This is a genomic window from Vibrio sp. 1F279 (assembly GCF_041439815.1).
Lineage (GTDB): Bacteria > Pseudomonadota > Gammaproteobacteria > Enterobacterales > Vibrionaceae > Vibrio > Vibrio tasmaniensis_A.
In genome coordinates this window covers 98,919-124,636 of sequence record NZ_JBGOOU010000004.1, presented here as the reverse complement: position 1 = coordinate 124,636, position 25,718 = coordinate 98,919, and the positions used below count along the sequence as shown (strand labels likewise).

Genomic DNA, 25,718 nt, shown 5'->3' with positions numbered 1-25,718 from the left:
ATGATTAGAAAACAAGCAACAAAACAAAATTATGAAAATTAAGGGTTTACAAGATCCTCTGCCCCTTATATTATTCACGCCACTGGAGGGATGGCTGAGTGGTCGAAAGCACCGGTCTTGAAAACCGGCAACCGTTAATAGCGGTTCTAGGGTTCAAATCCCTATCCCTCCACCACATTTAAGAAAGCCGCTGAGAAATCAGCGGCTTTTTTGCATCTAGCGTAAAGTTAATCGAACCTAAAAGTCAGTTAGCCAACCAGTCAAAGTCCTTAGCTATCTGAATCTGATTCAAACCTGTTTCTCACGGCAACTTCAAGCCGATTACCGCTCTATTGTATTTAAACATATGGCATAGGTACCTGACTCATTCCTCTTATAACCCATCGAAATTCGACGTCACTGTTGCAACAAAACATCCCTGCCAATAAACATGTAGACCTACGCCACCAATGCATAACCAAGTAACTTGAAGAATTGGGGGGATGTTTATTGGAATAGTGCCCTAGGTTTCTTCAGGTTCTCATTGTGGATACATAACATAAAAAAATCCAGAGGCTTCATCGAAGTCTCTGGATTTTTAAATTTGGCTTGAGTGCAGATCTAATTAAGCGTTTTCTTGCTTAGTTTCTTGCTGCTCTGCTTGCTTCTTTTGTTCAGCTTCTTTTGCTTTTTCTTCGTGGTTTGAACCACCACATCCGCCACAACAGCTCATAATCATTCTCTCTTTGATTGTATTTAAGTCATTCACTGCAGACATAATATTAAAGATGCATTTTAAATGCAACTTTAAAGTCGTCAATATTGAATATTCGCAACTTGTAGTAATTTAAGCTTTTGGTTTTATTAAAATTGGTAAGTACAACACAACGAAACAACTGTACGCGACAACCCACAGAGCACTGGATAAGGTGATGATAGAGACAATATTATTGGTAAAGTATCCACCAAACGCTCGAACAATAAAGGCAAAAACAATGGCAATTAACGCCGCAGTCATTATTTTACCAATCGCAATAGCTCGACCTGTATGTCCTAGAGAGACACGTGAGATCATTGATAAGATCATCACTCCCATTCCACCAACGGTTAAGGCATGAATCGCTTGTGATTGGGTAACCAATGACGAAATGATCGAAACGCCATACAAGACCAATCCTAACGAAATGGCCCAGTAGCTTAAGTGTAAAGACCACACAAGAGGAGTCTTAAAAGCGACCCATACTTTCCACCTTACCGCTCTAACCGCGTTTGCCAAACCGCTGACAATAAACACGAAAGCAACGAGACTTTGTGGAACTGGAAGTATCTGAAAGCTCAACACAACAGCGAAAATCGTGCTCACGATGCTCAGCTTTTCAAGCCATGGTAATGCAGGGGTTCGTGGTGTCTGTGTGCCATTAGCGGTAAACATAGGAAAAACTCGCCCACCCATAATGCACATGACTAGAGTCACCAACAGCACCATGCTTGTGCTAGCTTGTGAAATTAAGAGTGGCTGCTGAAATAGAACACCATAGTGCATTGCGGCATTGGCAAAAGTCATTAGCAATAAAATGGGGACGAACAACAGGTTTCGCCAAAGCTTCACACTGACAATATTGTGAGCAAGATAAATTACAGCGATAGGTAAAAACAGTAAATCGAGTCCAGCCACCAGCCAAGAGCTTAGAACTTCAGGCAGGAACATGGCTATTCTTGCACACAACCAGATAGCCAGAAGTATCATTAACCCGCGTCCGTTAATACTGCGGACACCCGTCCAATTTTGTACGGCCGTCAGTAAAAAACCAACCACGACAGTGGCTGCAAAGCCAAACAACATTTCATGAATATGCCACCACCTTGCACCGCCATAAACATTTAAGGTTGCGCTGCCATTCCAAAACGCGGCCCACCCGACTAACGCTGCAATACTAAAAAGTGATGCAAACAAAAAAAATGGTCGAAACGCGAGTTCGAAAAATGCCGTCATTGAAACGCCATTGTTGGGGTTTTGATTTAAATCTTTCATCATCGTAAACCTAGTGAGTAAACAAAACTTGCTTACTTTTAAATAACTTCAACCGCCAAGAGTTGCCCTAGCTTGTAGCTGTGCCCTTCGCCAAGGAGATCTTGCAAGCTATAAGCATCTAAGCTTTTGTAAAAACACTCTTGAGCTTCAGCAAAGATAGTTTTCAATTGGCAATTTGGTGTAATGACACAGCTATTATCCTCGCCAAAACATTCAACCAAGTTACGTTTGTCTTCTAACTCTCGAACTAACGTCCCTATGTTGATCTGACTTGGATGGCAACTGAGTTTCAAACCACCATTTTTTCCTCTTGTGGCGATCAGATGTCCTTTGAGGTTGAGTTGCTGAACGATCTTCATTAAGTGGTTTTTAGAAATACCATAACTGTTAGCAATGTCGCCGATGGTGCTAAGAGATTGGTTGTTGATCGCTAAATAGATCAGAACGCGTAGGGAATAATCAGTGTAACGTGTGATATGCATGTTGGGATATTTCACTCTATAAGATGTATTTATTATGAATCTTATGAGTAATAAAGGCAAGTTAACCTAATGAGGAGTAGTGGCTAAGCACCAAGAAGCTAAGGCTGCGATCTTAATGACGTTTCTCACATCTGTTGTATGAGATCCTATCTTCATCTTCCTTTCTCAAACGAGATCTAATCCTCTAAGTCGAAGCGTTCAGAAACATTTTTCAATGTATTTTCACTCTGACAATATAAAAACACACAAACTTGTTCATAAAAAAAGCAGTCAGTTGATAAGGGTATTTACAAGCGAATCACACCACTATATTATTCGCAGCACTGGAGGGATGGCTGAGTGGTCGAAAGCACCGGTCTTGAAAACCGGCAACCGTTAATAGCGGTTCTAGGGTTCAAATCCCTATCCCTCCACCACATTAAAGAAAGCCGCTGAGAAATCAGCGGCTTTTTTGTATCTAAAGAAAATTCGAGTTTACCGGTCAAGTATTCACTGCTAGTGCGGCTTTCAAAAGCTGCATATGTATCGGTACCAAATCTTGATGTTCAGTTCGATATCCGCCACCGACTACACACGCCATTGGAATAGACTCTGATTTCGCTAATTCAATCATGAAACAGTCGCGTTCAAATATCCCTTTTGTCGAAACATTCAAATAACCCAGTTCATCGTCTTGATGGATGTCGATCCCCGCGTCATAAATAATGAGATCAGGTTGGTGATGCGCAATCGCCAACTTGGTGACTTGTTCAAAACAACGTAAGAACTCTTCATCTTCTGTTTCACGACTTAATGGCACATCTAAATCAGATAACGGTTTACGCGCAGGGAAGTTCTTATCGCAGTGGAATGACAGAGTAATAATCTCATCGCTCTCTTGGCAAAGTGTCGCTGTACCATCGCCATGGTGAACATCACTGTCGACGATCAGCACTTTATCTATATGCTCAAAGGTTAATGCGTGCTTGGCCGCCAAGACCAGATCATTCAACAAACAGAAGCCACTGCCAAAATCTCGGTGCGCATGATGATAGCCACCGCTGAGATGAATCGCTAAACCACTCTCGATGGCCATTTCAGCGGCCAAGCAGGTTCCACCACTTGAATAGAGTGTCCTTTCTATAAGCTGTTCACTCCACGGAAAGCCGATACGTCTCATTTTTGCTGCTGGTAAATTTCCAGAAACTAGCAAATCGACATATTCACCATCGTGTACCTGCTTTACTTGTTCTACCGAAACAGGCATTGGCTGGAACATTGCGAATGCATTACCCCATTTTGGATCGCTATCCATGTGGTGCTTCACAGCACTGTGCAACAGTTGATATTTATTGATTGGATAACGATGCCCTTCTGGTAAAGGCAACTGAGAATAAATTGGATGGTAAATTAAAGGAGTCATAGATCGGGCGTATTACGTATCAATCTCAAAATCATAACAGTCTCAGACTTGGCGACAACCTTAATTAATGATAATAGTTATCATTACCTTTAATTAATTCCAGAGACAACAATGAAAAACGTAATACTCATCTGTGGTGTGATCTGTGGCTCGATGGCTGCAGTAATGATTTTTGTAGGAATGCTAATGGCCAGTTGGTGGACCGTTGATTTTCTCGTGTTAAGCCATCAAACTTAACTAATTGAACTGAAAAGGAATCACCATGAGCGTTATTTTTATTACTGGAGCGAACCGCGGCATAGGCTTAAGTCTGACTCAACAATACTTGAAAGGTAATCACAAGGTGTACGCAACTTACCGTGACGCCTCTTCAGCAACAGAACTGCTCTCACTCGCAGAGCACAGTAGCAACCTGACCTGCATTCAATTAGAAATAACCGATTATCAAGCAGTAGAACAACTCCCCTCGCAAATAGAGTCGATTGATATCTTGATCAACAACGCTGGCTACTATGGCCCTAAAGGTTACGGTCTGGGTAATACCGATGTCGAAGAGTGGCGTCGTGTATTTGAAATCAACACAATTGCCCCATTGAAGCTTGTCGAGACTCTATTACCTCTCATAGAAAGTAGTGACGTCAAAAAGATCGCCTGTCTTTCGTCTAGAGTGGGTAGCATGTCTGAAAACACATCAGGCGGAGGCTACATCTATCGTTCATCTAAAGCGGCTCTTAACTCAGTTGTGAAGAGTTTAAGCAACGACTTGACCGATAATGGCTTTACAGTGTTAGCGTTACATCCTGGTTGGGTACAGACGGAAATGGGCGGACCTAATGCTCTTATTGATACAGAGACTTCAGCTAAAGGCCTTGTGACTGTAATAGAGTCATCGAATACTGAAGTGAGTGGTCACTTCTTTAATTTCGATGGTAGCGAAATAGACTGGTAGCCGTCACATGGGTCGTCGCGTTATCTCAAGCTTGCTCGTACGTTCAACACTTTTGTGTCTAACAATGGTGCTAGCTGGATGTTTCGATGACAGCCCACAGAACTATTTCGACGACTATCAGACCAAAATCGCCAACGTGCAAGAGACTGACGAGATACAGGAAGACTGGGAGCTCAACAGCTTACCGAGAAAGCGAGAACTGTTTATTGAAGTTCCTTCGCTCTCTATCGGGCTTATCGACAGCTATCAACTTCGACAATGCGGATTATTCAACCTGATTGCAGAAAGAAACTCCGTACTTGGAAAAGTCGCCGACGAGTTCCGAAATTACGATTATCAAGTCGCTCTACTGGAAGGTGTTGGTCAATGTTTATCTAATAACGAATTAGATCCTGAGATCGTAGAATTACTCAGAGAAATCGAGCAACAAAAACTCGCACAATTTCCACTGCACCAATGGAATCTCATCTATGCCAGTGAAGCCATGCAGTCGCAAATGCGTGGTAGCCAGTGGTTACGTGCCGATATTGGCGAACAAGTACGACAGACAAGTGACGCGCTAGAGCACATAAATCAAGCGTTAAACACACCGCTCGTTTCCGGCAAGACTACTGAGGTTCAAGAAGGATTAGAGAAGAGTTCGACGCTTGGGGATTTGTACTACTCACTATCTCGTGCTTCGGCAGAGCTTGATACCATCACCCAGCAGCTGACTACTTTTGACGCCAACATCATCTGTGGGAAGCAACGAGACACGACTAAGTTTCGCTATCTCAACAATGTGTTCGAACAACAGTATATTGACAAGGTTCAGCCTTACATGGCGCAATTGGATGGCTACTATCAGCAGCTAGCCCCGCAACTTGCTATGTTTGACGCACAGCCTGAGCTACACAGTTATTACTTTCCCATCAAAGATGCGCATCAAGCCTTTCGATCATCCACTCGGCGCCATGTCGACTATTGGCAACAGCTGTTTAAGCGCTGCGGACGCAAGGTTGGGCGTTAATTCCAGTATCGCCAATAAACAGCGGTTTGCTCTCAGTTCCTAGCTTTTAGTGCCTTTCTTAGCATACGTCCCTTTTTTGGCATACGTACCTTTGTTGGCATAAGACTTCGCACCACCACCTTTGCGGCGTTTAAAGGCAGGTCTTTCGACTTTAGGAAGATGGCGCAGGGATTCAGGGACTTCACCTGTTTTTACCTTACCCATTAAGCCATCGATCTTACTTTCTAGCGCTTGCATGAAGGGTTGATACGCTTGGTTTCGTTCAGCCATACCTTGCAACTGATGCTCCCAGTGAGCGGTCATGTCTGGAAAGGTCGAGTCCTCAGGTAAGGCATTAATCAATCCTCTTCCCGCCGGGCTACTGTGAATGCTTTTACCCTGTCGCGTTAACAGTTGTCTCTTGAACAGAGTATCGAGAATACCCGCACGGGTTGCTTCTGTGCCGAGGCCATCAGTCTCTTTCAAGATAGCTTTGAGGTCTTTATTTGCCACAAAGCGTGCAATACCGGTCATCGCTTGTAACAAGGTCGCTTCGGTAAAGTGTTTTGGTGGCTCGGTTTTCTTATCGCCAATAACGCCTTCGCGACACGTCAACACAGTTCCTTTATCCAATGGAGGAACCGTATCCGTACCATCACCTTTCTCTTCGGCGTCCGTTTTCCCCATCAACACCTTCCAACCTGGGTTAATAAGTTGTCGCCCTTTTGCGATGAACACGCCACCAGCGATCTCAAAGACGAGCTTTGCATCGGCGAAAATGGCAGGTGGGTAGAATTGCATTAGATACTGACGAGCGATTTGCTGATAGATTTTCATCTCGTTGGCAGACAGACCGTTCACCGATGACTTTTTCGGAGTAGGAATTATCGCATGGTGAGCATCGACCTTACTGTCGTTCCATGCTTTGGATTTAAGAGAAAGATCCGCACCTTGAGCACCACTTTGCAGCTCTTTCGCATTGTTAGCGATAGCATCCACGACCGACTCTCTTTGTGAGTAGTGATCTTTAGGTAGATAGCGGCTATCAGAACGTGGGTAAGTGATGAGCTTGTGTTTCTCATACAATGACTGACAAGTGTCGAGTACCTGTTGAGCGCTCATGCCAAAACGCTTAGAAGCATCAATTTGTAGAGCTGACAGCGAGTAAGGCAGTGGCGCCGCTTGTTTACTTTGCTTTTGCTCTGATTCCGTCACCGTCGCGGGTTGATTCGCAATTCGGTTAGCAACGTTCTCAACCAGTTTTCGATTGAGCACCCGGCCTTCTTCATCTTGCCATGGCTTACATGCTTCGCTTGGTTTCCAACGTGCTCGAATATCAAAGCTCTGGCCGTTGTTTTGATAAGGGATCAGCGCATGCAGAGTAAAATAATCTTTCGGAATGAAGTTTTCGATCTCTTCATCACGCCTTACGACCAAACCAAGTACAGGCGTTTGCACTCGCCCTACCGACAACACGCCTTGGTAACCCGCCTTTTGACCTAACAAGGTATACGCGCGAGTCATGTTCATGCCATACAGCCAATCGGCTCTAGAGCGCGCCAATGCAGAAATAGAAAGTGGAATAAAATCGCGGTTACTGCGCATTTGAGAGAGCGCACGCTTTACCGCTGGCAAGTTCAAGTCACTAATAAGTAACCTGTCCATCGACTCTTTCTTAGTCTTAGACACCTTGCAATAATCAATCACTTCATCAACCAGCAGCTGCCCTTCTCTATCCGGGTCACCCGCATGGACAATTTGGGTCGCGTCCTTCAATAGCTTTCGGATCACAGTAAGCTGTTTGCTGGAAGTCTTGCGTGGTCTCAACTGCCATTGCTCCGGCACGATAGGAAGATCGGCTAAGTTCCACTTCTTATAACGGTCGTCATAAGCATCCGGCTCAACTTGCTCCAATAAGTGTCCAATACACCAAGTCACCACATCTCCATTGCCACATTTGATAAACCCTTGGTCTTTCTTCTGTGGATTAGGCAATGCAGCGGCGATCGCACGGCCTAGGCTTGGTTTTTCAGCAATAATAAGGCGAGACATGTTTTTCCAGATGCTACAAACAATTAGAGCCACATTATCTAATGTGGCTCCTAGAAATCAAGAAAAACTGGTTGTTTATACAGTTAACATTCAACAATTCGTTGTGTGGCTATTTTCCTGACGAGATCTACAAGAACTCAACGAACTTTGAGAAGTCACGCTCTGGCGCTTTCATTGGCGTACAGCCCGGAGTACCTAGGTATAGGAAACCAACAATTTCATCGTCGCCTTCTAGGCCGAAAGCTTGGTGTACTTCAGGGTGGAACATCCATTTACCTGAACGCCAAAAACCTTGGAAGCCTTGTGCAACTGCGGCCATTTGCATTGCTTGCGCAGCACAACCCGCAGACAGGTGTTGTTCGAACGCAGGCACTTTTTCGTGCTCAGTTACCTTTGCGATGATAGTGATCACCATTGGAGCTCGAAACGGCGCTTTTTTAACTTTCTCTATGACCGCTTCTTCACTTTCGTCAGCTTGTGCCGCACGAACCAAAATATCAGAGAGCTTCTGTAACCCTAAGCCTTGTGCGATAACAAAGCGCCACGGTGTCAATGCGCCATGGTCTGGAGCTCGTAAACCCGCTTTGATAATGTTTTCTAACGCTACACCTTCAGGTGCCGGATCAGAGAGTTTTGCGATAGAGCGTCTGTTGAGCAATAGATCCAAAGCATCCATTTGAAGTCCTTACTAATTTTTATTGTTTGTATAGTTGAACTGTAGCACAGAATACAAACGATAATAAATCTCAACGGCAGTCTATTTGAAGCAATATTTGAAACGACACTAGAAACAACAAAGGCTCCTAAATCTATGACTTAGGAGCCTTATTTATCTGTCTAGTCCAAGCTTAATTACCTGTCTAGTTCAGCTTATTGAACTTTCTAATTCAAGCTTATCAAACGAGAACATTCTGTTTGTTGTTAGAGCTTAATCGCCAGCTCAACACCTTGTCGAATCGCACGCACGGCATCCAGTTCACCTGCGTAATCGGCACCGCCTATCACGTGTAGTTTGCCACCAAACTCTTGCCACATGTCTTCGAATGGACGAACTGAAACCTGACCCGCACACACGATAACGGAATCGGCATCGAGTACCTGATCTTTCTTACCAACGCTGATATGTAGACCTTGGTCGTCAATCTTGTTGTAGCTCACGCCACCAAGTAAGTTCACACCACGTTTTTCTAATGTGCGTTTATGAATCCAACCTGTAGTCTTACCCGGGCCTTTACCGACACGACCCGCTTTACGCTGCATCACCCAAACCGTTTTGTCACTGAACGAATCAGGGTAAGGATAAAGTCCACCAGGGTGTTCCATATTTTTATCAATGCCCCACTCATGCAGCCAGTCATCCAAGCTGTGAGAAGTCGGCTCTGTCAGCATAGTTGCCACATCAATACCGATACCACCGGCACCAACAATCGCGACTTTTTCGCCTACTGGTGTCTTTTCACGAATCAAGGTTTGGTAGTCGACTACGTTTTCTTGATCTATCCCTTCAATATCAAGCTTTCTGGGTTCAACACCAGCAGCCATCACGACTTCATCGTACTTCAACAACATCTCAAACGTCGCTTCAGTATCCAGTTTTAAGTTCACGCCTGATGCATCTATTTGGTTAGCAAAGTAACGAATCGTTTCTCTGAACTCTTCTTTACCCGGAATCTGCATTGCCAATCTAAATTGTCCACCGATGCGGTCATTTTTCTCTATCAGATCAACCTTATGCCCACGCTGTGCCAACGTTGTTGCACAAGCTAAACCTGCTGGCCCAGCACCGACGACGGCAATGGTTTTGGTTGCTTGAGCTGGTTGCACAACAATTTCAGTTTCGTAACAAGCGCGAGGGTTCACCAAGCAGCTCGCTCGTTTGCCTTTGAATACGTTATCAAGACACGCTTGGTTACAACCGATACAGGTGTTAATGAACTGCGCTTGGTCTTGAGCGGCTTTATTAACAAAGTCAGGGTCAGCCAAGAATGGACGAGCCATTGATACCATGTCGGCCTGTCCTGAACTGAGGATACGTTCGGCCTCTTCTGGCGTGTTGATTCGGTTACACGTCACCACTGGGATCGACACGTATGGTTTTACTTTTTCCGTCACCCAAGAGAATGCTCCTCTTGGAACTTGTGTCGCAATAGTTGGGACACGAGCTTCATGCCAACCAATACCGGTATTAATAATGGTCACGCCCGCTTCTTCTAGCTTCTGAGCCAGAAGTACAACATCTTCGAATGTGCTGCCTTGCTCAACCAAATCCAGCATCGATAAGCGGAAAATAATGATGAAATCTTTACCCACCGCTTCGCGAATCGATTTAACGATCTCTAGTGGGAAACGCATACGCTTCTCGTAAGAACCGCCCCATTCGTCATAACGCATGTTGGTACGTTTACAGATAAATTGGTTAATCAAGTAACCTTCGGAGCCCATGATCTCTATGCCGTCATAGCCAGCAACCTGAGCTAGCTCTGCACTGTTGGCAAAAGCACCGATGGTCTTTTTAATTTGACGAGGGCTCATCTCACTCGGTGCAAACTTAGCGATTGGCGCTTTGATGCCCGAAGCACTTTGCGCGAATGGGTGCATGGCATAGCGGCCAGCATGTAGCAACTGAAGGGCAATTTTACCTCCATGCTTATGCACGGCCTCGGTAACAACTTGGTGAGCTTTAGCGTGCTTAACTTTACTGAACTCAGCACTAAATGGGGTCAATCTGCCACGTAAATTAGGAGAGAAACCACCGGTAACAATAAGGCCAACGCCTCCTTTTGCTCGCTCTTCATAAAACGCGGCAAGCTTGTGGAGGCCTTCTTTATTTTCTTCTAAACCCGTGTGCATTGATCCCATCAATACACGGTTACGTAACTGAGTAAATCCAAGATCGAGTGGTTCGAGTAAATGTGGGTACATGGCAGACATCACTTCTATTATTATATCCTTGTGGTCTGACCACAATATAACTCAATCACCAAAAGTTCAAACAACCGTTTACATTTTTGTAACACCGATCATAATGCTGAAGGTATTAATCGTTCAGAAACCCTTAATTTGTCTACACTTAATGAGAATATATATCGATTAACAATTCTTGGTGTAGTTTGAGCTAGGGAATTATCGTAGGATACTAAGCAGTTCATATTATTGAGATTAATAGTACTGTTGCTTGTTAAAGCCACGTGATCTCACTGCGGAGACATAATGAAAAAGATATTCAAATTTATAGGTATGATCTTTAAAGGGATTTGGAAGCTCATCACGTTTGTGCGTCTTGCGCTCGTTAACCTCTTCTTTTTACTCAGTATCGCCATCATCTACTTTGTATACTTCCACTCAGACACAACTCAGCCCACTGTTCCACAGGAATCGGCTTTAGTACTTAACCTGTCTGGTCCTATCGTGGAGCAAAGTCGCTATATCAATCCGATGGATTCAGTCACGGGTTCACTACTTGGCAAAGACCTTCCAAAAGAGAACGTCCTGTTTGATATTGTTGAAACGATTCGCTACGCCAAAGACGATGACAACGTTACTGGTATCGTTTTAGCCCTGAAAGAGTTGCCAGAAACCAATCTGACCAAGCTTCGCTACATTGCTAAAGCACTCAACGAGTTCAAAGCAACAGGCAAACCAATTTATGCGGTGGGTGACTTTTACAACCAAAGCCAATACTACCTAGCCAGCTACGCAACTAAAGTCTTCCTATCACCAGATGGTGGGGTTCTTCTTAAAGGCTACAGTGCTTACTCGCTATTCTACAAAACGTTATTAGAGAAGCTTGACGTAAATACACATGTATTCCGCGTCGGTACTTATAAGTCTGCAATCGAACCTTTCATTCGCGACGATATGTCAGACGCAGCGAAAGAGTCAGCTTCTCGTTGGTTAGGTCAACTGTGGGGAGCATACGTTGATGACGTAAGCAACAACCGCCAGATCGATGCTAAAACCTTGAACCCAAGCATGGACTCTTTCTTAAAAGACCTTGAGTCGGTTGATGGCGATATCGCAAAACTGGCAGAGAAGCTTGGTTTAGTTGACGAACTGGCAACTCGCCAACAAGTTCGTCTAGAGCTCGCAGACGTCTTCGGCAGTGACGGTCAAGACAGCTATAACGCGTTGGGGTACTACGAGTACCGTACAACCATGCTTCCTGACCTAACAAGTGAATCGCACGATGTCGCTGTAATTGTCGCTAGCGGCGCAATTATGGATGGCAAGCAGCCACGTGGCACCGTTGGTGGTGATACCACGGCCGCCCTACTTCGCCAAGCGCGCAACGACGACAAAGTAAAAGCGGTTGTACTTCGTGTAGACAGCCCAGGTGGTAGCGCATTTGCTTCAGAAGTTATCCGCAATGAAATAGAAGCGATCAAGCAAGCAGGTAAACCTGTTGTGGTTTCTATGTCTAGCCTGGCTGCTTCTGGTGGTTATTGGATCTCGATGGGCGCAGACAAGATTTTGGCTCAACCAACCACACTAACAGGCTCGATCGGTATCTTCAGTGTTATCACGACCTTTGAGAAAGGCTTGAACGATATCGGCGTTTACACCGATGGCGTTGGTACGTCGCCTTTCTCTGGTCTTGGTATTACAACTGGACTAAGCGAAGGTGCGAAAGACGCTTTCCAAATGGGCATTGAAAACGGTTACCGCCGATTCATTAGCCTAGTTGGAGAAAACCGTGGCATGGAAGTCGATGCTGTCGACAAGATTGCTCAAGGCCGAGTATGGACAGGGCAAGATGCAATCGAGAAAGGTCTAGTCGATGAAATTGGTGATTTTGATGATGCGATTACAGCTGCAGCTTCACTTGCAGAGCTTGAAACCTACAATATCTACTGGGTAGAAGAGCCTCTTTCAGCCACTGAGCTATTTATTCAAGAATTTATGAACCAAGTTCAGATGTCGATAGGCCTTGATATTCAGTCAATGATTCCAAGCAGTTTACAGCCTGTTACTCAACAGTTAGCTCAAGATAGCCAACTGTTAGGTAACTTTAACGACCCACAAGGCCGATATGCTTTTTGCTTAAACTGCCAAGTTCAATAAGATAAGCTCAACGCTTTGTTATCAAGAGGCGCCTCTGTGTGAGGCGCCTCTTTTTATTGCATGATAATTCGCTATAATCGCCCCCCTGTTCCCTATATCACACTAAGTATTAATCGCCATGGAAAGAAAACACATCTATATCGCGTATACCGGCGGCACAATTGGCATGCAGAAGTCTTTGGACCACGGCTATGTCCCAGTCGCAGGTTTTATGGATAAGCAGCTAGCTGGCATGCCTGAATTCCATCGCCCAGAAATGCCTGAGTACACCATTCATGAATACTCTCCATTAATGGACTCTTCAGATATGACGCCACTTGATTGGCAGACTATCGCTGATGATATTCGCGCGAACTACGATAAGTACGATGGTTTCGTTATCCTGCACGGTACAGACACCATGGCTTACACCGCCTCAGCTCTGTCATTCATGTTAGAAAACCTCGGCAAACCTGTGATTGTTACGGGCTCTCAGATCCCATTAGCAGAATTACGTTCAGACGGACAAGCAAACCTGCTTAATGCTCTGCACATTGCAGCGAACTACCCGATCAACGAAGTGACACTGTTCTTCAACAACAAGTTGATGCGCGGTAACCGCAGTACAAAATCACACGCTGATGGCTTCAATGCGTTTACCTCCCCAAACCTAACTCCATTGCTAGAAGCGGGTATCAATATCCAGATCAGCAATAACGTTAAGGTAAACGAACAACCTGAAGGTGCTTTCAAGGTTCATAACATTACTCCGCAACCCATCGGTGTAATTACAATGTACCCAGGAATCTCGCATGAAGTGATTCGCAACACGCTACTACAGCCTGTAAATGCAATGATTCTGCTTACTTTTGGTGTTGGTAACGCACCGCAAAATCAAGAGCTACTTCAACACTTAAAAGATGCCTCAGAACGAGGTGTGATTGTGGTGAACCTAACTCAGTGTTTGGCAGGTAAAGTCAACATGGGTGGTTACGCGACGGGTTGTGCACTAGCAGAATCGGGCGTTATCAGTGGTTACGATATGACACCAGAAGCAGCACTGGCGAAATTACATTATCTATTGAGCCAAGATTTAAGCTACGAAGAAGTGAAGGCTCAAATGCAACAAGTGTTACGCGGTGAGATGAGCTTATAAGCCTATCCTGCGATTCGTTTAGCCGAGGGCTTACCTTTAATCAAGCCCCTCACGTAAACCTGAACTAAATCGTATTATTGTTTATAAATAAACAGCTTAACAGTAAAAAAGGGGTGGCACTGTGCCACCCCTTTGTTGTAATTTAAGCCTAATGATTAGGATTAACTCTAACAATATCTTCTTGGTCGGACTTAAACTGCTTCTTTAGTTCAGACTTTGATTTAAAGCTAATTTCTCCGCCGGCTGCAATTGTCATATGTTGAGCTTCAGAGTTATGTTTCGATTGATACAACATAACCGCCTGCATACACGAGTCGCGCTGTTCTTTAGAGAGCGCCGTTCCTTCTGGCCATTTCCCCGTTTCAACTGCATAGTTTAAACGTTCGTAGACCTCGGGGGTCATTGCGCTAAGAAGTTGTTCTGCATCCATGGTAAGGCCTTAGTTTTAACAATTTTCACCAGAAAATAACCCGTATCAGAATTGAGTCAAGAACCTGACTGAAAATAAGTGTATTTGATCACAAGTGAAGGAATATGAAAATTATGAAATGGTTGGTACTAAGCCTATTGCCTTTCACTCTGGTTGGGTGTTTTGACGGGAACAAAAATACCGCTCAATTGTGCGAAAGCAACCCGTGGCTTCAGTGTGAAAAGTTAAATATGAACGACGGACAGTGCCGTGTCGCACGTACCGACCTCGTCTGGCATCGATTTGAAGCAAAAGAAAACCCCAGCGATACCAATAAGATTAAAGAATTCGAATTAGTCACTACTTACAAAAAGTGTCTAGAGCTTGCTGCACAGATCGAAACGATTGATCAATCCAAACTTCAAGAACGTCGCTTCATCTCCTTAATGAATAGTATCGAAGAGTCTGAACGTATTGTTGACGAACTCTCGCGATCAAATACCCCGGAAACGCTTTATTTTATGTGGTCACAAACTGGGGATACCAACGCAAGACGCAGTTTCCTGCAATTAGAAGGGACAGAAGCATTAAACACAGCAGAGATGCAATATGCGCTAGCCACTTTTTATACTACCCGTGACCATGAAAAGACGCTTAAGCTACTCAACAATGCGTTAACACTTTCTAATGGTTCGAAGGTCAACACCGAGATCTTCAAATCGATGGCGAGTATCAACCACAGCCTAGGTCATATGGAAAAAGCGTACGTCTGGGCAATGGTTGCCAAGAACTTTGATGTGCCTATTGCTTCTGAAGCAGAACTTACCGTGTTGTACCGTTTCGATGAGTCAACATACGAACAACTGAATCAAGACGCGGACAATATAGTAGAAGCTATTGAAGATGAGGTTTACAGCTCTTCAATCGTCCCTCGTTACTGATCGCACAGTTCTCGTTTTCTAGTCCAAACGTTCTATTCACGAGCTTTCAAAAAAACAGCTACCATGATGGTAGCTGTTTTCGTTTGTGCTAGAAATAACTCTGAAATACTGAGCTACTGGGCAGTTCAGTACCACTCAATCAACAAATACGCCTGTAAGGATTAGACAATTGTGACAAGTTATTTGGTAGTTTCGTCATTTTTGTTGAAAATTAACGACACAGAATTAACACAGAACCGTTCACCGGTTGTCTTCGGACCATCAGGAAAAACGTGACCTAAATGGCTATCACAAGCGGTACAACGGATCTCTACACGCTTCATTCCGTGACTTAGATCTTCTATATAGCGTACTGCTTCATCATTCACTGGGGCATCAAAGCTTGGCCAACCGCACCCTGAATCATATTTGTTATCCGACAGAAACAAAGGGCTTTCACAGCATGTGCAGCTATAGACACCCGTCTTATGGTTGTGCAGTAACTTACCGCTATATGGGGCTTCGGTACCACGTTGACGACACACAGAAAATTCATCGTCCGTTAGGCGTTCACGCCAGTATTCATCAGGCTTTATCATATTTCCTCCCTTTTGAATCACGTTAATATCTCTCCACATTATCAGTTATTATATTTACTTTTTTCTATAAAGGCTTGCATATGAGTCGTTTTGTAGCACATACTTTCTCACCAGGAAACATTGTACATATACACTCATAAGTGAATCATCATTTAGAGGTATTTTACCCAACTGGAAGGGTACAGAGCCACTCGCAATGGTCAATTTTCAACCACTTACACCCAATTGTTAAGAAAAGCGTCGCTTTTTTTTGACATTAAACAAGTTAAGTCGGATTATCTATTGCAGATGTATACTGGATTCTGTAATTTTACTACCAGTTATCTTTAATCAGAAATTAAGTTGTGGAGCAACTACAATGACTATCAAAGTAGGTATTAACGGTTTTGGCCGTATCGGCCGTTTCGTATTCCGCGCAGCTCAAGAGCGTGCAGACATCGAAGTAGTAGGTATTAACGATCTAATCGACGTAGAGTACATGGCATACATGCTTAAGTACGACTCAACTCACGGCCGTTTCAACGGTACTGTTGAAGTTGAAGGCGGTAACCTAATCGTTAACGGTAAAACTGTACGTGTTACAGCTGAGCGTAACCCAGAAGACCTTAAGTGGGATGCTATCGAAGTAGACGTAGTTGCTGAAGCAACTGGTCTTTTCCTAACTGACGAGACTGCACGTAAGCACATCACTGCTGGCGCTAAGAAAGTAGTTCTTACTGGTCCTTCTAAAGATGCAACTCCAATGTTCGTAATGGGCGTTAACCAAGCATCTTACGCTGGTCAAGACATCGTTTCTAACGCTTCTTGTACTACTAACTGTCTTGCACCTATCGCTAAAGTACTTAACGATAAGTGGGGCATTGAGTCTGGTCTTATGACTACAGTTCACGCTACTACAGCAACTCAAAAAACTGTAGATGGCCCTTCTGCTAAAGACTGGCGCGGTGGCCGTGGTGCTTCTCAAAACATCATCCCATCTTCAACTGGTGCTGCTAAAGCTGTAGGCGTTGTTCTTCCAGAACTAAACGGCCTTCTAACTGGTATGGCTTTCCGTGTACCAACTGCTAACGTATCTGTAGTTGACCTAACTGTTAACCTAAAAGAAGCTGCATCTTACGAAGAAATTTGTGCTGCAATGAAAGAAGCTTCTGAAGGCGAAATGGCTGGCGTTCTTGGTTACACTGAAGACCAAGTAGTATCACAAGATTTCATCGGTGAAGTTCAAACTTCAGTATTCGATGCTAAAGCTGGTGTTGCTCTAACTGACAAATTCGTTAAAGTTGTATCTTGGTACGACAACGAAATCGGTTACTCAAACAAAGTTCTAGACCTAATCGCTCACATCTCTAAGTAATTTCTTTTTAGAAATAGCTTTAGATAAGCATTAGCGAAGACTGTTTTGAGCAGACTTTGAAAAAGGCGACCTTAGTGTCGCCTTTTTAATACCTGCTATCTTTTAAACAACTTCCGACTTCAATCCCGATCACCAAAACACTGAAATTCAATTCCAATACTGACTCTGCTTGTCACTCATAAAATCACAAGCACCCTAGTTCTAGTCAGCATTTGAATTCAATTTCCTTAGAAGGATCATGTAATGGATTTATCTACTCTACCTGCACTGGCGGTACTTTCTGACAACGTCACTATCGTTGAGCACGAAGGTGTAAAACTAGTTCGTGTTATCCACGATAAAGCAAACGCAGCGATTTCGTTGTTTGGCGGTCATGTCGTATCATTCCAACCGCAAGGTCAAGAAGACCTAATTTGGATGAGCCAACAAGCTAAATTCGATGGCAAAACGGCTCTGCGTGGTGGTATTCCAGTATGTTGGCCTTGGTTTGGTCGCATTGCAGCCCCAGCACATGGTTTTGCACGTTCAAGCGAATGGCAATTGGTTGAGCACCGTGAAAGCGAAGCTGGCGTGATTGTTAGCTTAGGTCTGAAGCCAAGCGAAGAGACGCTAGCAGTATGGCCTCATCAGTTTGATGCACGTTTGAATGTTGAGATCGGCGAGCAGCTAAAAGTAACGCTGGACGTGAAGAACACTGATTCTCAGCCATGGACTTTCTCTGGTGCACTGCACACTTACCTAAACGTTGGCGATATTCACAACACAACCACAACGGGTATGGGTGCTGAGTACATTGATAGCCTACAAGGTGGCAAGATCTGCCAAGGTGGTGCTGAACTGTTACTGACTGACACGATTGACCGCGTTTACACGCAACCAGAAGCGCAAATCTTTGTTGCTGACAAAAAGCTGGATCGCACACTAACGGTTGAAAACCACGGTCATAACTCTGCGGTACTTTGGAACCCGTGGGCGGAAGGGGCTGCAGGTATGGGCGACATGCAAGACGACGGTTATCTAACCATGATGTGTGTCGAGTCAACACTGCACGCACCAAGCCTAGAAGCAGGCAAAACGTTACAGCCTGGCGAAAGCCACCAGCTGATTACAGTGATTGCTTCGAAATAAACTTAAAGCTACGCCAATTAGATACGAAAATGCAGCCCATGAGCTGCATTTTTATTGCCCCTAACCCTCTCCACTCTATCTCCATCTCTATCTCTATTCCCATGACCAGTTTGTAAGTTAACGCAGACAAAGTTTATCTACTCTGATTCAAATACATTCCAAATTACATTTCATATCTCATACGCCATAATTTATAAATATAACTATCAATTCATTAATTCTTATCAATTACTGCCTATAAATAACTTCTTATGATAGGAGCCTTAATAACAAACTTATCTAAAACCACTTAACAACACCTCAATGAAGACAGGATAGTGAATTCATGTTCGAGAAATACAAAAATCAAAGTGTTGGCTTCCAACTTAAGCTGGTCATTTTGCTGTGCTTACTTATCGCCTTTGGCTCTATCGCAACGCTCGTGTATCGCAATGCCTCACAAGTATTATTAGACAACACGTTAAGGGAACACCAATCCAAAGTAGAAGCGATGGCCAAAACCATATCTGGCCAATTCGATGCCTACCTGCATACCGCCAAAGTTTTAGAATCGACCTTTCGTAACGGTTACCTAGCAGGTGTTTATGTTGAGAATTACGACGTTGAGTTCAACGGTCATTCCATTCCTAACCTGACTCAATATGGTGAGAGCCTAATCAACGACACTAAACTCGTTGATAGCTTTACTCGCGACACCGGCGCTGTAGCAACCCTATTTGCCCCATTTGGCGATGACTTTATTCGCGTGTCTACTTCTCTTAAAAAACCGTCAGGGGAACGTGTTGTTGCCACAACGTTAGGCAAGGATCATCCTGGCTATAACAAACTCAAAAATGGCGAAGCTTATTACGCGCAAGTGAAGCTCTTCGGCCAACGCTACATTACCTACTACGCGCCTTTAACGAATGCACAAGGCAAAGTTAACGGTGTCTCTTTCATTGGTCTACCCGTAGAAGAGGCGACACAAAACCTGTTCGAGTCATTGCGTTCTGTCTCATGGGGCGATACTGGCTATACCATCATCGTTGACAATGAAGAAGAGCATCAAGGCCAGTACTTACTGCACCCTACTAATGCTGGAGGTGATAAATCTATTGTGGATGTTGCCGACTACGACGGTAACAAACCTTTCTATCAGCTCTTTGAGCAGCCATCCGGCTTGATTCTCTACCCTTTTGAGTATCAAGGAACAGTGGGCGAAAAATACCTCGTCTATACCGAAGTCCCGGGGTGGAATTGGAAACTACTTGGCGGCACATTTATTAATGAAGTCACTAAAGGCAGCGACGAACTGCTGAAACTTATCGCGATAATCGCGACCTTGATTGCCGCCGCTACCATCGTCGTATTAACGCTCGTATTGAACCGTACGTTGACGCCGTTAACGACTTTAAACGAATACATGATGCGCTTAGGAAAAGGCGAAGTCAGCTTACATATTCCAAACAACGGCAAACAGACTAAGAATGAAATCAGCAACCTAAATACCGGCGTTGCGAATATGGCTGCTCAATTGAATACACTCGTTGGAGAAATTCGTACGACCAGTGATCAAGTACAAAACAGCTCTAGCAGTGTGTCACAGGATGCTAGCCACAATCTGAGCCAATCTGACCGCCAACAAGCACAGGTTGAGCAAGTCGTTACCGCTATTGAAGAGATGGCTACCTCGGCAGAATCTGTAGCGCAGCAAGTGAATAGCATTGCTGAAAATGTTCGCCTTGCAAATGAAGACAGCCAGAAAGGTTTAGAAGTCGTTGAAGGTGTGTGTATTGATGTTGCCCAGCTAAATGATCAATTAGACAAATCAGCATCGGCCATCGAGCAAGTGAGTTCTGATAGCGAAAGCATTCAAACCGTCACCAAAATGATTGATGACATCGCAGAACAAACCAACTTACTTGCGTTGAACGCTGCAATAGAAGCAGCGCGAGCGGGGGATCAGGGGCGTGGTTTTGCCGTGGTCGCTGACGAAGTAAGAACATTGGCTCATCGTACACAAACGTCAGTACAAGACGTAGTGAGCATCATCGAGAAGTTGAAATCTTCAACTAACAATGCCGTGAACCTGATGACACAAAGCCAATCAAATGCCAACCAAGTACTTGATAAAGCGCAAGAAGCAGGCACAGCCCTAGAGTCGATTGCCTCTCAAGTTGAATCTATTGCCTCTCAAGCTGAAACCATTGCTGCGACATCAGAAGAGCAAGCTCAGGTTTCTCAAGAAATAGCAGCGAACGCGCATGCGATCAGCGATTTGAACCAGCAAAGCCGTGAAACCAGCGCTAAGACTTCTCACAGTGCTGATGAACTTCAAAAACAAGCTGAGTCGTTAAAGAACCAAGTTAACTTCTTTAGCTAGAAGCCGAGTTCACTGTTTCTATGTGACTTGCTCATGACCAATAGAGCCAACCATACGTTGGCTCTATCTCTTCACTGACAGCCTCTGTATCTTCACTAATTGCCGTAAACCAAGACAGCTGCGTTTATTCTAGCGCCCCACAATGCTTCCTGTTAAAATTTTGGACTTGAAATTTCTACCTCGAGTTCGCAATGACTTACCAATGCCCTTTGTGTCACCAACCTTTATCTCAAAACGATCGTACGTTTAAGTGTGAAAAGAACCATCAGTTCGACCTAGCGAAAGAAGGCTATGTTAATTTGATGCCAGCACACCACAAACGCTCAAAAGATCCAGGTGACAACAAAGAGATGATGCAGGCTCGTCGCCGCTTCCTTGAAGGCAACCACTACGATCCAATGCGCCAAGCCGTTGTTGGTTTATGCGCTAGCTATCTGCCAGAAACAACCCCTAGCCTATTAGATATCGGTTGTGGTGAAGGTTATTACACCAATGAAATTGCGGTAAACCTTCACGAAAAGAATGGCGCTACTTTTGGTCTCGATATCTCTAAAATTGCTATCAAATATGCCGCTAAACGCTATCCAGCGGTCGACTTCTCAGTCGCTTCGAGCCATCGCCTACCCTTTTCTGAAAACAGCTTAGACGGCATTCTACGCATTTACGCGCCTTGTAAGGCAGAAGAGCTGCAACGCACGATCAAAGACAATGGTGTGGTGATCACCGTGACCCCTGCTAGCCGACACCTTTATCAGCTGCGTGATGCGATTTATGATGGCGTTCGTTTGCACGATGAAGATCCAGAGATGATCGAAGGTTTTACTCTTGAGCACCAAGAGCAACTAAACTATATGATGGAACTATCGGGGTCAGACGCATTCGACCTGCTACAGATGACGCCGTTTGCTTGGAAAGCGAGTGAAGAATTTAAACAACAACTCACCGATTCAAAGCAATTCAACTGTGAAGCTGACTTTATGCTACGAGTGTACCGCAAACAACTTTAATTGATATTGATTATCGTTTGCATTGAAATCTCATCTTGCCTCCTTTAGTATGCGTGTTCTTCAAGGAGGCATTTCATGCAACGTATTATTCTTATCGGATTAGCGATCCTGCTTACAGCTTGTGCTAATCAACCTTCAAACAGCACTTCTCAAAAAGTGGCTAACACGCAAACGCAAGCCGTTTCCACATTCTATGACTACCAGTTTGCTTCTCCACAAGGCGAAACGCTTTCTCTCGATGCATTACCTAAACAGCTGATTGACGCTGATGTGGTTCTTATTGGCGAATGGCACACTCACTCGGCAATCCATCGCTTCCAAACCGATTTCTTAAAAGCACGTCGCAACGCCACATCAAACATCGCGCTTTCAATGGAACAGTTCACTCGAGAACATCAAGACACATTAAACCAATATATCAATGATGAAATTGGCGAACAAATTCTTATGTCTCAAGCGGCTGCTTGGCCAAACTACGAAAGTGATTATCGCGCACTGGTTGAGTTTGCTAAAGCCAATGACGTCGATATCATTGCGGCAAACGCACCAAAACCCTTCGTACAATGCATTGGCCGTAAGGGATTAGCCTATCTAGATCAGCTAACGACGGAACAACGTCAATGGATTGCTTCAGAAGTGGATACTGGCGATAGCCCTTACAAAGACAAATTCATGGCTTCGATGCATCACGGCACGCCAGAGCAAACAGAAAAGCAGTTTGCCGCTCAAGTAACATGGGATGAAACCATGGCGGAGTCGATTGTCGGTTACCTAACATCCAACCCAGATCAGCAAGTGATTCATGTTGCTGGCAAGTTCCATACAGAAGATGGTTTAGGCACAGCTGCATCGATTCTGCGTCGCAATCCCGATCTAAAAATTGCGATTATCAGCCCAGTTAAGGAAATCGCTTCAGATAGCAGTGACTACCAGCTCAAAGTGCTTTCTCCACCCGCTCGCTTTGTTAAAAAAGAGAACAGAATGAAGGCATACAAACACCTATCTAAACGCGGCGCTAGCCTAGAGTGCGACTAAACCATTCTTATCCATTCTTATAAGAGAACGAAACGATGGGCTAATTCTAGATAACTAGCCCATCGACAGAGCTTCATTGGCTCCTATCATCCACTCTAACTCTATATAACATTCAAATTCCTTATCGGCACAAGATTTGCTTAATAACTAGACGGTTTGACTAAGCAGACGAAAAAACAATGTGCGAATAAAAAAACATCACCACGGTGATTAAATGCACAAGTTTTTCACACCTCTGCCGATACTATATTTAAGGATAGGTAAGGAGAGCGATATGACACCAGTAGGAACGAGTAATACTCAGCTGTATTCACCTGCGAAAATGAACGCACAGAATAAAAGCACCGAGGCTGAAAAGCCTGCTCCACTCAAGGTGGAACAAAATACCGTTAAGCTTTCCGATGAAGGAAAAGCGCTATTATCTGCTCTTAAACAAATCGATAAAGAATCCAAAAAATTCGAAGCGGAAAATGCAACCGTTACCGATAAAGTTGAATCGTTCGCTCACGGCGCATTAGGCATGGACCACCCAGACAAGGTTGAAGAAGAGGATGATGGCTCATATTCAGCGGGGCAATTCTTGTCCGCGGCACTTACCGTAGGTGGCATCCTTATCGCTTTAGTCTAACTTTTTGCTTTAACCTAATTTCGCTTTAGCCTAACTTTACAGCTCTGCTTCTCTATTCTTTCATTACCTACCTTTTATTGAATAGAAGCAATTTGTCGTCACGACAACAGACCTGATTTGGTCTAAAAAACGAGTTCATTCCATAATTCCGCTCTCATTTTAATGGAATAATACTCGTGAAAAACACTTTTGAGCTTATTGATAAGCCTACCTTCTTTGGTGCTATTGCACTCCTACTCACGATAGTTTTCCCGCTCATTTTGTTCCCAGCACAGGGCGCAGACTGGATTGCGGTTGCGAAAACATTCATGACGGATCAACTTGGATTTCTATATCTTGCTCTAGGCCTAGCTGCTTGTGCCTTCATGGTTTACGTTGTGTTCAGTGACATGGGACAAATTAAACTGGGTGAAGCTGATGAAGAACCTGAGTTCAAAACTGCATCATGGGCAGCAATGCTTTTCTGTGGTGGTATCGGCGCAAGTATCTTGTACTGGGGCTGTATTGAGTGGGCTTACTACTACCAATCACCGCCTTTCCAACTAGAACCCGGAAGTGAAGAAGCGGTTCGTTGGGCGGCAACTTATGGTTTGTTTCACTGGGGACCAATCGCTTGGTCTATCTACCTGATCCCAGCGATTCCTATCGCTTACTTCTTTTATGTGCGTAAACAGCCTGTTCTAAAGATTTCTAGTGCGTTAATGCCTGTTCTTGGTGAACACCGCAGTAAAGGCGTACCTGGAAAAATCGTCGATATCCTATTCATTTTCGGTCTACTGGGTGGCGCTGCGACAACACTAGGTTTAGCAGCACCTCTCATCACTGAAGGCCTGAATCACCTATTCGGTCTACCTAAAAACAACCTTACGCAAGCAATGGTTCTTTTAGTTTGTACGGCAATTTTTGCTTACTCTTCTTATGCTGGCTTGGAAAAAGGCATCAAGATCCTGAGTAACATCAATTTCTGGGGTGCAATGGGTCTACTGACTTTCGTTCTGATCGCCGGTCCAACAATCTTCATGCTAGAAACAGGTTTAGACTCGATTGGTCGTCTACTGTCTAACTTCTTCGTGATGGCAACGTGGGCTGAACCATTTGGTGGTTACGGTACCTTTGAGAACACTCACTTCCCACAAGACTGGACCATTTTCTACTGGGCATGGTGGCTAGTATTTGCACCAAGTATGGGCCTGTTTGTTGCGCGTATCTCTCGCGGAAGAACCATTAAACAAATGGTGTCAGGTTCAATTTTCTTTGGCTCTCTAGGTTGTTTCTTGTTCTTCATGATCTTAGGTAACTACGGTTTATCCCTACAGTTATCTGGTGAGCTAGATGTCGTTGCAATCCTAAACGAAGAAGGCGCAACCAAAGCGATTTTCTCAATGCTGGCACAACTGCCAATGAGCACGTTAGTGATCGCCGTATTTACACTGTTGTGTATTATTTTCACTGCGACAACGTTCGACTCGATTTCTTACATTTTGGCTTCTGTGGTTCAGAACAACGTGACCGAAGAGCCAATGCGTTGGAACCGTATGTTCTGGGCATTCACACTGTCGTTCTTGCCAACGATTCTGATGTTCTTGGGTGGTCTAAGTACGCTACAAACGGCAGCAATAGTTGGTGGCTTACCGCTACTGGTGATCTCTGTGATGCTGATGATTTCAGCGGTTCGTGCAACGAGCCTCGACCTACGCCATCAAGACGCGTACATCGAGCCAACGATCAACATCGAAGAACTACCAGATATGGACCCTTGGTCTGCAGAAGGTATGGCGCTGGCTCAATTTGAGAAAGAAAAAGATGCTGCGCAAGAGGCCGCAGAACTTGAGCGAGTTGCTTACACAGAACTTGCCGCAGTGAAGAAAGAAATTCGCGCTTATGTGTTAGAACAAGGTTCACAAATGGAAACTCACGAGTTACCAGAGAACCTACAACAAGCACTTGAGCAGGCCGAGAGTAATCTTAGTGCCGCACAAGCGAAAAAAATCGAGTTATCTGAGCAAGCTCAGAATGCTCGTATCACGTTCAACCAGGTGGTTGCAGACTTACCGCTTGCTTGACATTAGCCATGACGCAGTCCATTGATTTGGATCCTCCTAAATACGACAAAGGCTCACAGAAATGTGAGTCTTTTTTTATGCTTTTCAAAAAATTGGAGTTATTGCTCAATTTCACATTGATGAAATAAATATG

Annotated in this window: 21 protein-coding genes and 2 tRNA genes; 15 read left to right on the top strand and 8 right to left on the bottom strand. The window is 44.3% G+C overall.

The features are described 5' to 3' along the window. Window positions 1-84: 84 nt before the first annotated feature. Window positions 85-175, top strand: a tRNA-Ser gene (locus ACED60_RS04990). Window positions 176-826: 651 nt separating this feature from the next. Here ACED60_RS04990 and ACED60_RS04985 read toward each other — a convergent pair. Both ACED60_RS04985 and ACED60_RS04980 read right to left on the bottom strand, forming a co-directional pair. Continuing rightward, window positions 827-2,011 carry an NnrS family protein gene (locus tag ACED60_RS04985; protein ID WP_371727090.1) on the bottom strand — a complete coding sequence of 395 codons (1,185 nt, stop codon included), beginning with the start codon at window positions 2,009-2,011 and terminating at the stop codon, window positions 827-829. 38 nt (window positions 2,012-2,049) lie between these two features. Continuing rightward, the gene (locus ACED60_RS04980; RefSeq protein ID WP_004734067.1) at window positions 2,050-2,493 is read right to left on the bottom strand and encodes an Rrf2 family transcriptional regulator; all 444 of its coding nucleotides are present in this window, start codon (window positions 2,491-2,493) and stop codon (window positions 2,050-2,052) included. Window positions 2,494-2,818: 325 nt separating this feature from the next. Between ACED60_RS04980 and ACED60_RS04975 the strand changes: the two genes are divergently transcribed. Beyond that, a tRNA-Ser gene (locus ACED60_RS04975) sits at window positions 2,819-2,909 on the top strand. A 65-nt stretch (window positions 2,910-2,974) separates the two neighbouring features. On the opposite strand, the gene ACED60_RS04970 is transcribed toward ACED60_RS04975, so the two are convergent. Further along, complete coding sequence (locus tag ACED60_RS04970) at window positions 2,975-3,895, bottom strand: histone deacetylase (protein ID WP_017099219.1); 921 nt, start codon at window positions 3,893-3,895, stop codon at window positions 2,975-2,977. 111 nt (window positions 3,896-4,006) lie between these two features. Between ACED60_RS04970 and ACED60_RS04965 the strand changes: the two genes are divergently transcribed. Genes ACED60_RS04965 through ACED60_RS04955 form a run of 3 tightly spaced genes read left to right on the top strand, consistent with a single transcriptional unit; the run spans window position 4,007 to window position 5,853 of the window. After that, window positions 4,007-4,132: a hypothetical protein gene (locus ACED60_RS04965; protein ID WP_269146598.1), complete on the top strand. Its 126-nt coding sequence runs from the start codon at window positions 4,007-4,009 to the stop codon at window positions 4,130-4,132. 25 nt (window positions 4,133-4,157) lie between these two features. Further along, window positions 4,158-4,844: an SDR family oxidoreductase gene (locus ACED60_RS04960; RefSeq protein WP_139685378.1), complete on the top strand. Its 687-nt coding sequence runs from the start codon at window positions 4,158-4,160 to the stop codon at window positions 4,842-4,844. Window positions 4,845-4,851: 7 nt separating this feature from the next. Further along, complete coding sequence (locus tag ACED60_RS04955; protein ID WP_371727059.1) at window positions 4,852-5,853, top strand: DUF3080 domain-containing protein; 1,002 nt, start codon at window positions 4,852-4,854, stop codon at window positions 5,851-5,853. A 39-nt stretch (window positions 5,854-5,892) separates the two neighbouring features. On the opposite strand, the gene ACED60_RS04950 is transcribed toward ACED60_RS04955, so the two are convergent. The 3 genes from ACED60_RS04950 to ACED60_RS04940 form a co-directional block, all read right to left on the bottom strand. Continuing rightward, on the bottom strand, window positions 5,893-7,884 hold the full coding sequence (locus ACED60_RS04950; RefSeq protein WP_371727058.1) for a DNA topoisomerase III: 1,992 nt from the start codon (window positions 7,882-7,884) through the stop codon (window positions 5,893-5,895). 127 nt (window positions 7,885-8,011) lie between these two features. Next, window positions 8,012-8,560 carry an NAD(P)H nitroreductase gene (locus ACED60_RS04945; RefSeq protein ID WP_371727057.1) on the bottom strand — a complete coding sequence of 183 codons (549 nt, stop codon included), beginning with the start codon at window positions 8,558-8,560 and terminating at the stop codon, window positions 8,012-8,014. Between the two features lie 245 nt (window positions 8,561-8,805). Then, complete coding sequence (locus tag ACED60_RS04940) at window positions 8,806-10,815, bottom strand: NADPH-dependent 2,4-dienoyl-CoA reductase (protein ID WP_029224084.1); 2,010 nt, start codon at window positions 10,813-10,815, stop codon at window positions 8,806-8,808. Between the two features lie 279 nt (window positions 10,816-11,094). Between ACED60_RS04940 and sppA the strand changes: the two genes are divergently transcribed. Both sppA and ansA read left to right on the top strand, forming a co-directional pair. Then, window positions 11,095-12,945: a signal peptide peptidase SppA gene (sppA, locus tag ACED60_RS04935; RefSeq protein ID WP_371727056.1), complete on the top strand. Its 1,851-nt coding sequence runs from the start codon at window positions 11,095-11,097 to the stop codon at window positions 12,943-12,945. Window positions 12,946-13,063: 118 nt separating this feature from the next. Beyond that, complete coding sequence (gene ansA / locus ACED60_RS04930) at window positions 13,064-14,080, top strand: asparaginase (RefSeq protein ID WP_012603507.1); 1,017 nt, start codon at window positions 13,064-13,066, stop codon at window positions 14,078-14,080. Window positions 14,081-14,228: 148 nt separating this feature from the next. Here the strand turns inward: ansA and ACED60_RS04925 are convergent, their stop codons facing one another. Further along, entirely contained in the window at window positions 14,229-14,510 is a 282-nt protein-coding gene (locus tag ACED60_RS04925) for a YeaC family protein (protein WP_009848655.1), read from the bottom strand. Window positions 14,511-14,623: 113 nt separating this feature from the next. Here ACED60_RS04925 and ACED60_RS04920 point away from each other — a divergent pair, with 113 nt between their 5' ends. After that, a complete protein-coding gene (locus ACED60_RS04920; RefSeq protein WP_371727089.1) occupies window positions 14,624-15,430 on the top strand; it encodes a DUF2989 domain-containing protein in 807 nt (268 codons plus the stop codon). A 179-nt stretch (window positions 15,431-15,609) separates the two neighbouring features. On the opposite strand, the gene msrB is transcribed toward ACED60_RS04920, so the two are convergent. Next, window positions 15,610-16,008 carry a peptide-methionine (R)-S-oxide reductase MsrB gene (gene msrB, locus ACED60_RS04915; protein ID WP_009848657.1) on the bottom strand — a complete coding sequence of 133 codons (399 nt, stop codon included), beginning with the start codon at window positions 16,006-16,008 and terminating at the stop codon, window positions 15,610-15,612. Between the two features lie 358 nt (window positions 16,009-16,366). On the opposite strand from msrB, the gene gap reads away from it, so the two are divergent. The 7 genes from gap (at window position 16,367) to ACED60_RS04880 (ending at window position 25,585) form a co-directional block, all read left to right on the top strand. Next, window positions 16,367-17,362 carry a type I glyceraldehyde-3-phosphate dehydrogenase gene (gap, locus tag ACED60_RS04910; protein WP_009848658.1) on the top strand — a complete coding sequence of 332 codons (996 nt, stop codon included), beginning with the start codon at window positions 16,367-16,369 and terminating at the stop codon, window positions 17,360-17,362. Window positions 17,363-17,605: 243 nt separating this feature from the next. After that, window positions 17,606-18,490 (top strand): D-hexose-6-phosphate mutarotase, encoded by an 885-nt coding sequence (locus tag ACED60_RS04905; RefSeq protein WP_371727055.1) that lies wholly within the window; start codon window positions 17,606-17,608, stop codon window positions 18,488-18,490. Window positions 18,491-18,815: 325 nt separating this feature from the next. After that, window positions 18,816-20,852, top strand: coding sequence for a methyl-accepting chemotaxis protein (locus ACED60_RS04900; RefSeq protein WP_009848661.1), 2,037 nt, complete (start codon window positions 18,816-18,818; stop codon window positions 20,850-20,852). A gap of 191 nt (window positions 20,853-21,043) precedes the next feature. Next, window positions 21,044-21,859: a 23S rRNA (guanine(745)-N(1))-methyltransferase gene (rlmA, locus tag ACED60_RS04895; RefSeq protein ID WP_012603500.1), complete on the top strand. Its 816-nt coding sequence runs from the start codon at window positions 21,044-21,046 to the stop codon at window positions 21,857-21,859. Window positions 21,860-21,934: 75 nt separating this feature from the next. Continuing rightward, window positions 21,935-22,894 (top strand): ChaN family lipoprotein, encoded by a 960-nt coding sequence (locus ACED60_RS04890; RefSeq protein ID WP_371727054.1) that lies wholly within the window; start codon window positions 21,935-21,937, stop codon window positions 22,892-22,894. A gap of 274 nt (window positions 22,895-23,168) precedes the next feature. Beyond that, window positions 23,169-23,522 (top strand): hypothetical protein, encoded by a 354-nt coding sequence (locus ACED60_RS04885; protein WP_009848664.1) that lies wholly within the window; start codon window positions 23,169-23,171, stop codon window positions 23,520-23,522. A gap of 176 nt (window positions 23,523-23,698) precedes the next feature. Continuing rightward, entirely contained in the window at window positions 23,699-25,585 is a 1,887-nt protein-coding gene (locus ACED60_RS04880; protein ID WP_017099210.1) for a BCCT family transporter, read from the top strand. The last annotated feature ends 133 nt before the right edge of the window (window positions 25,586-25,718 follow it).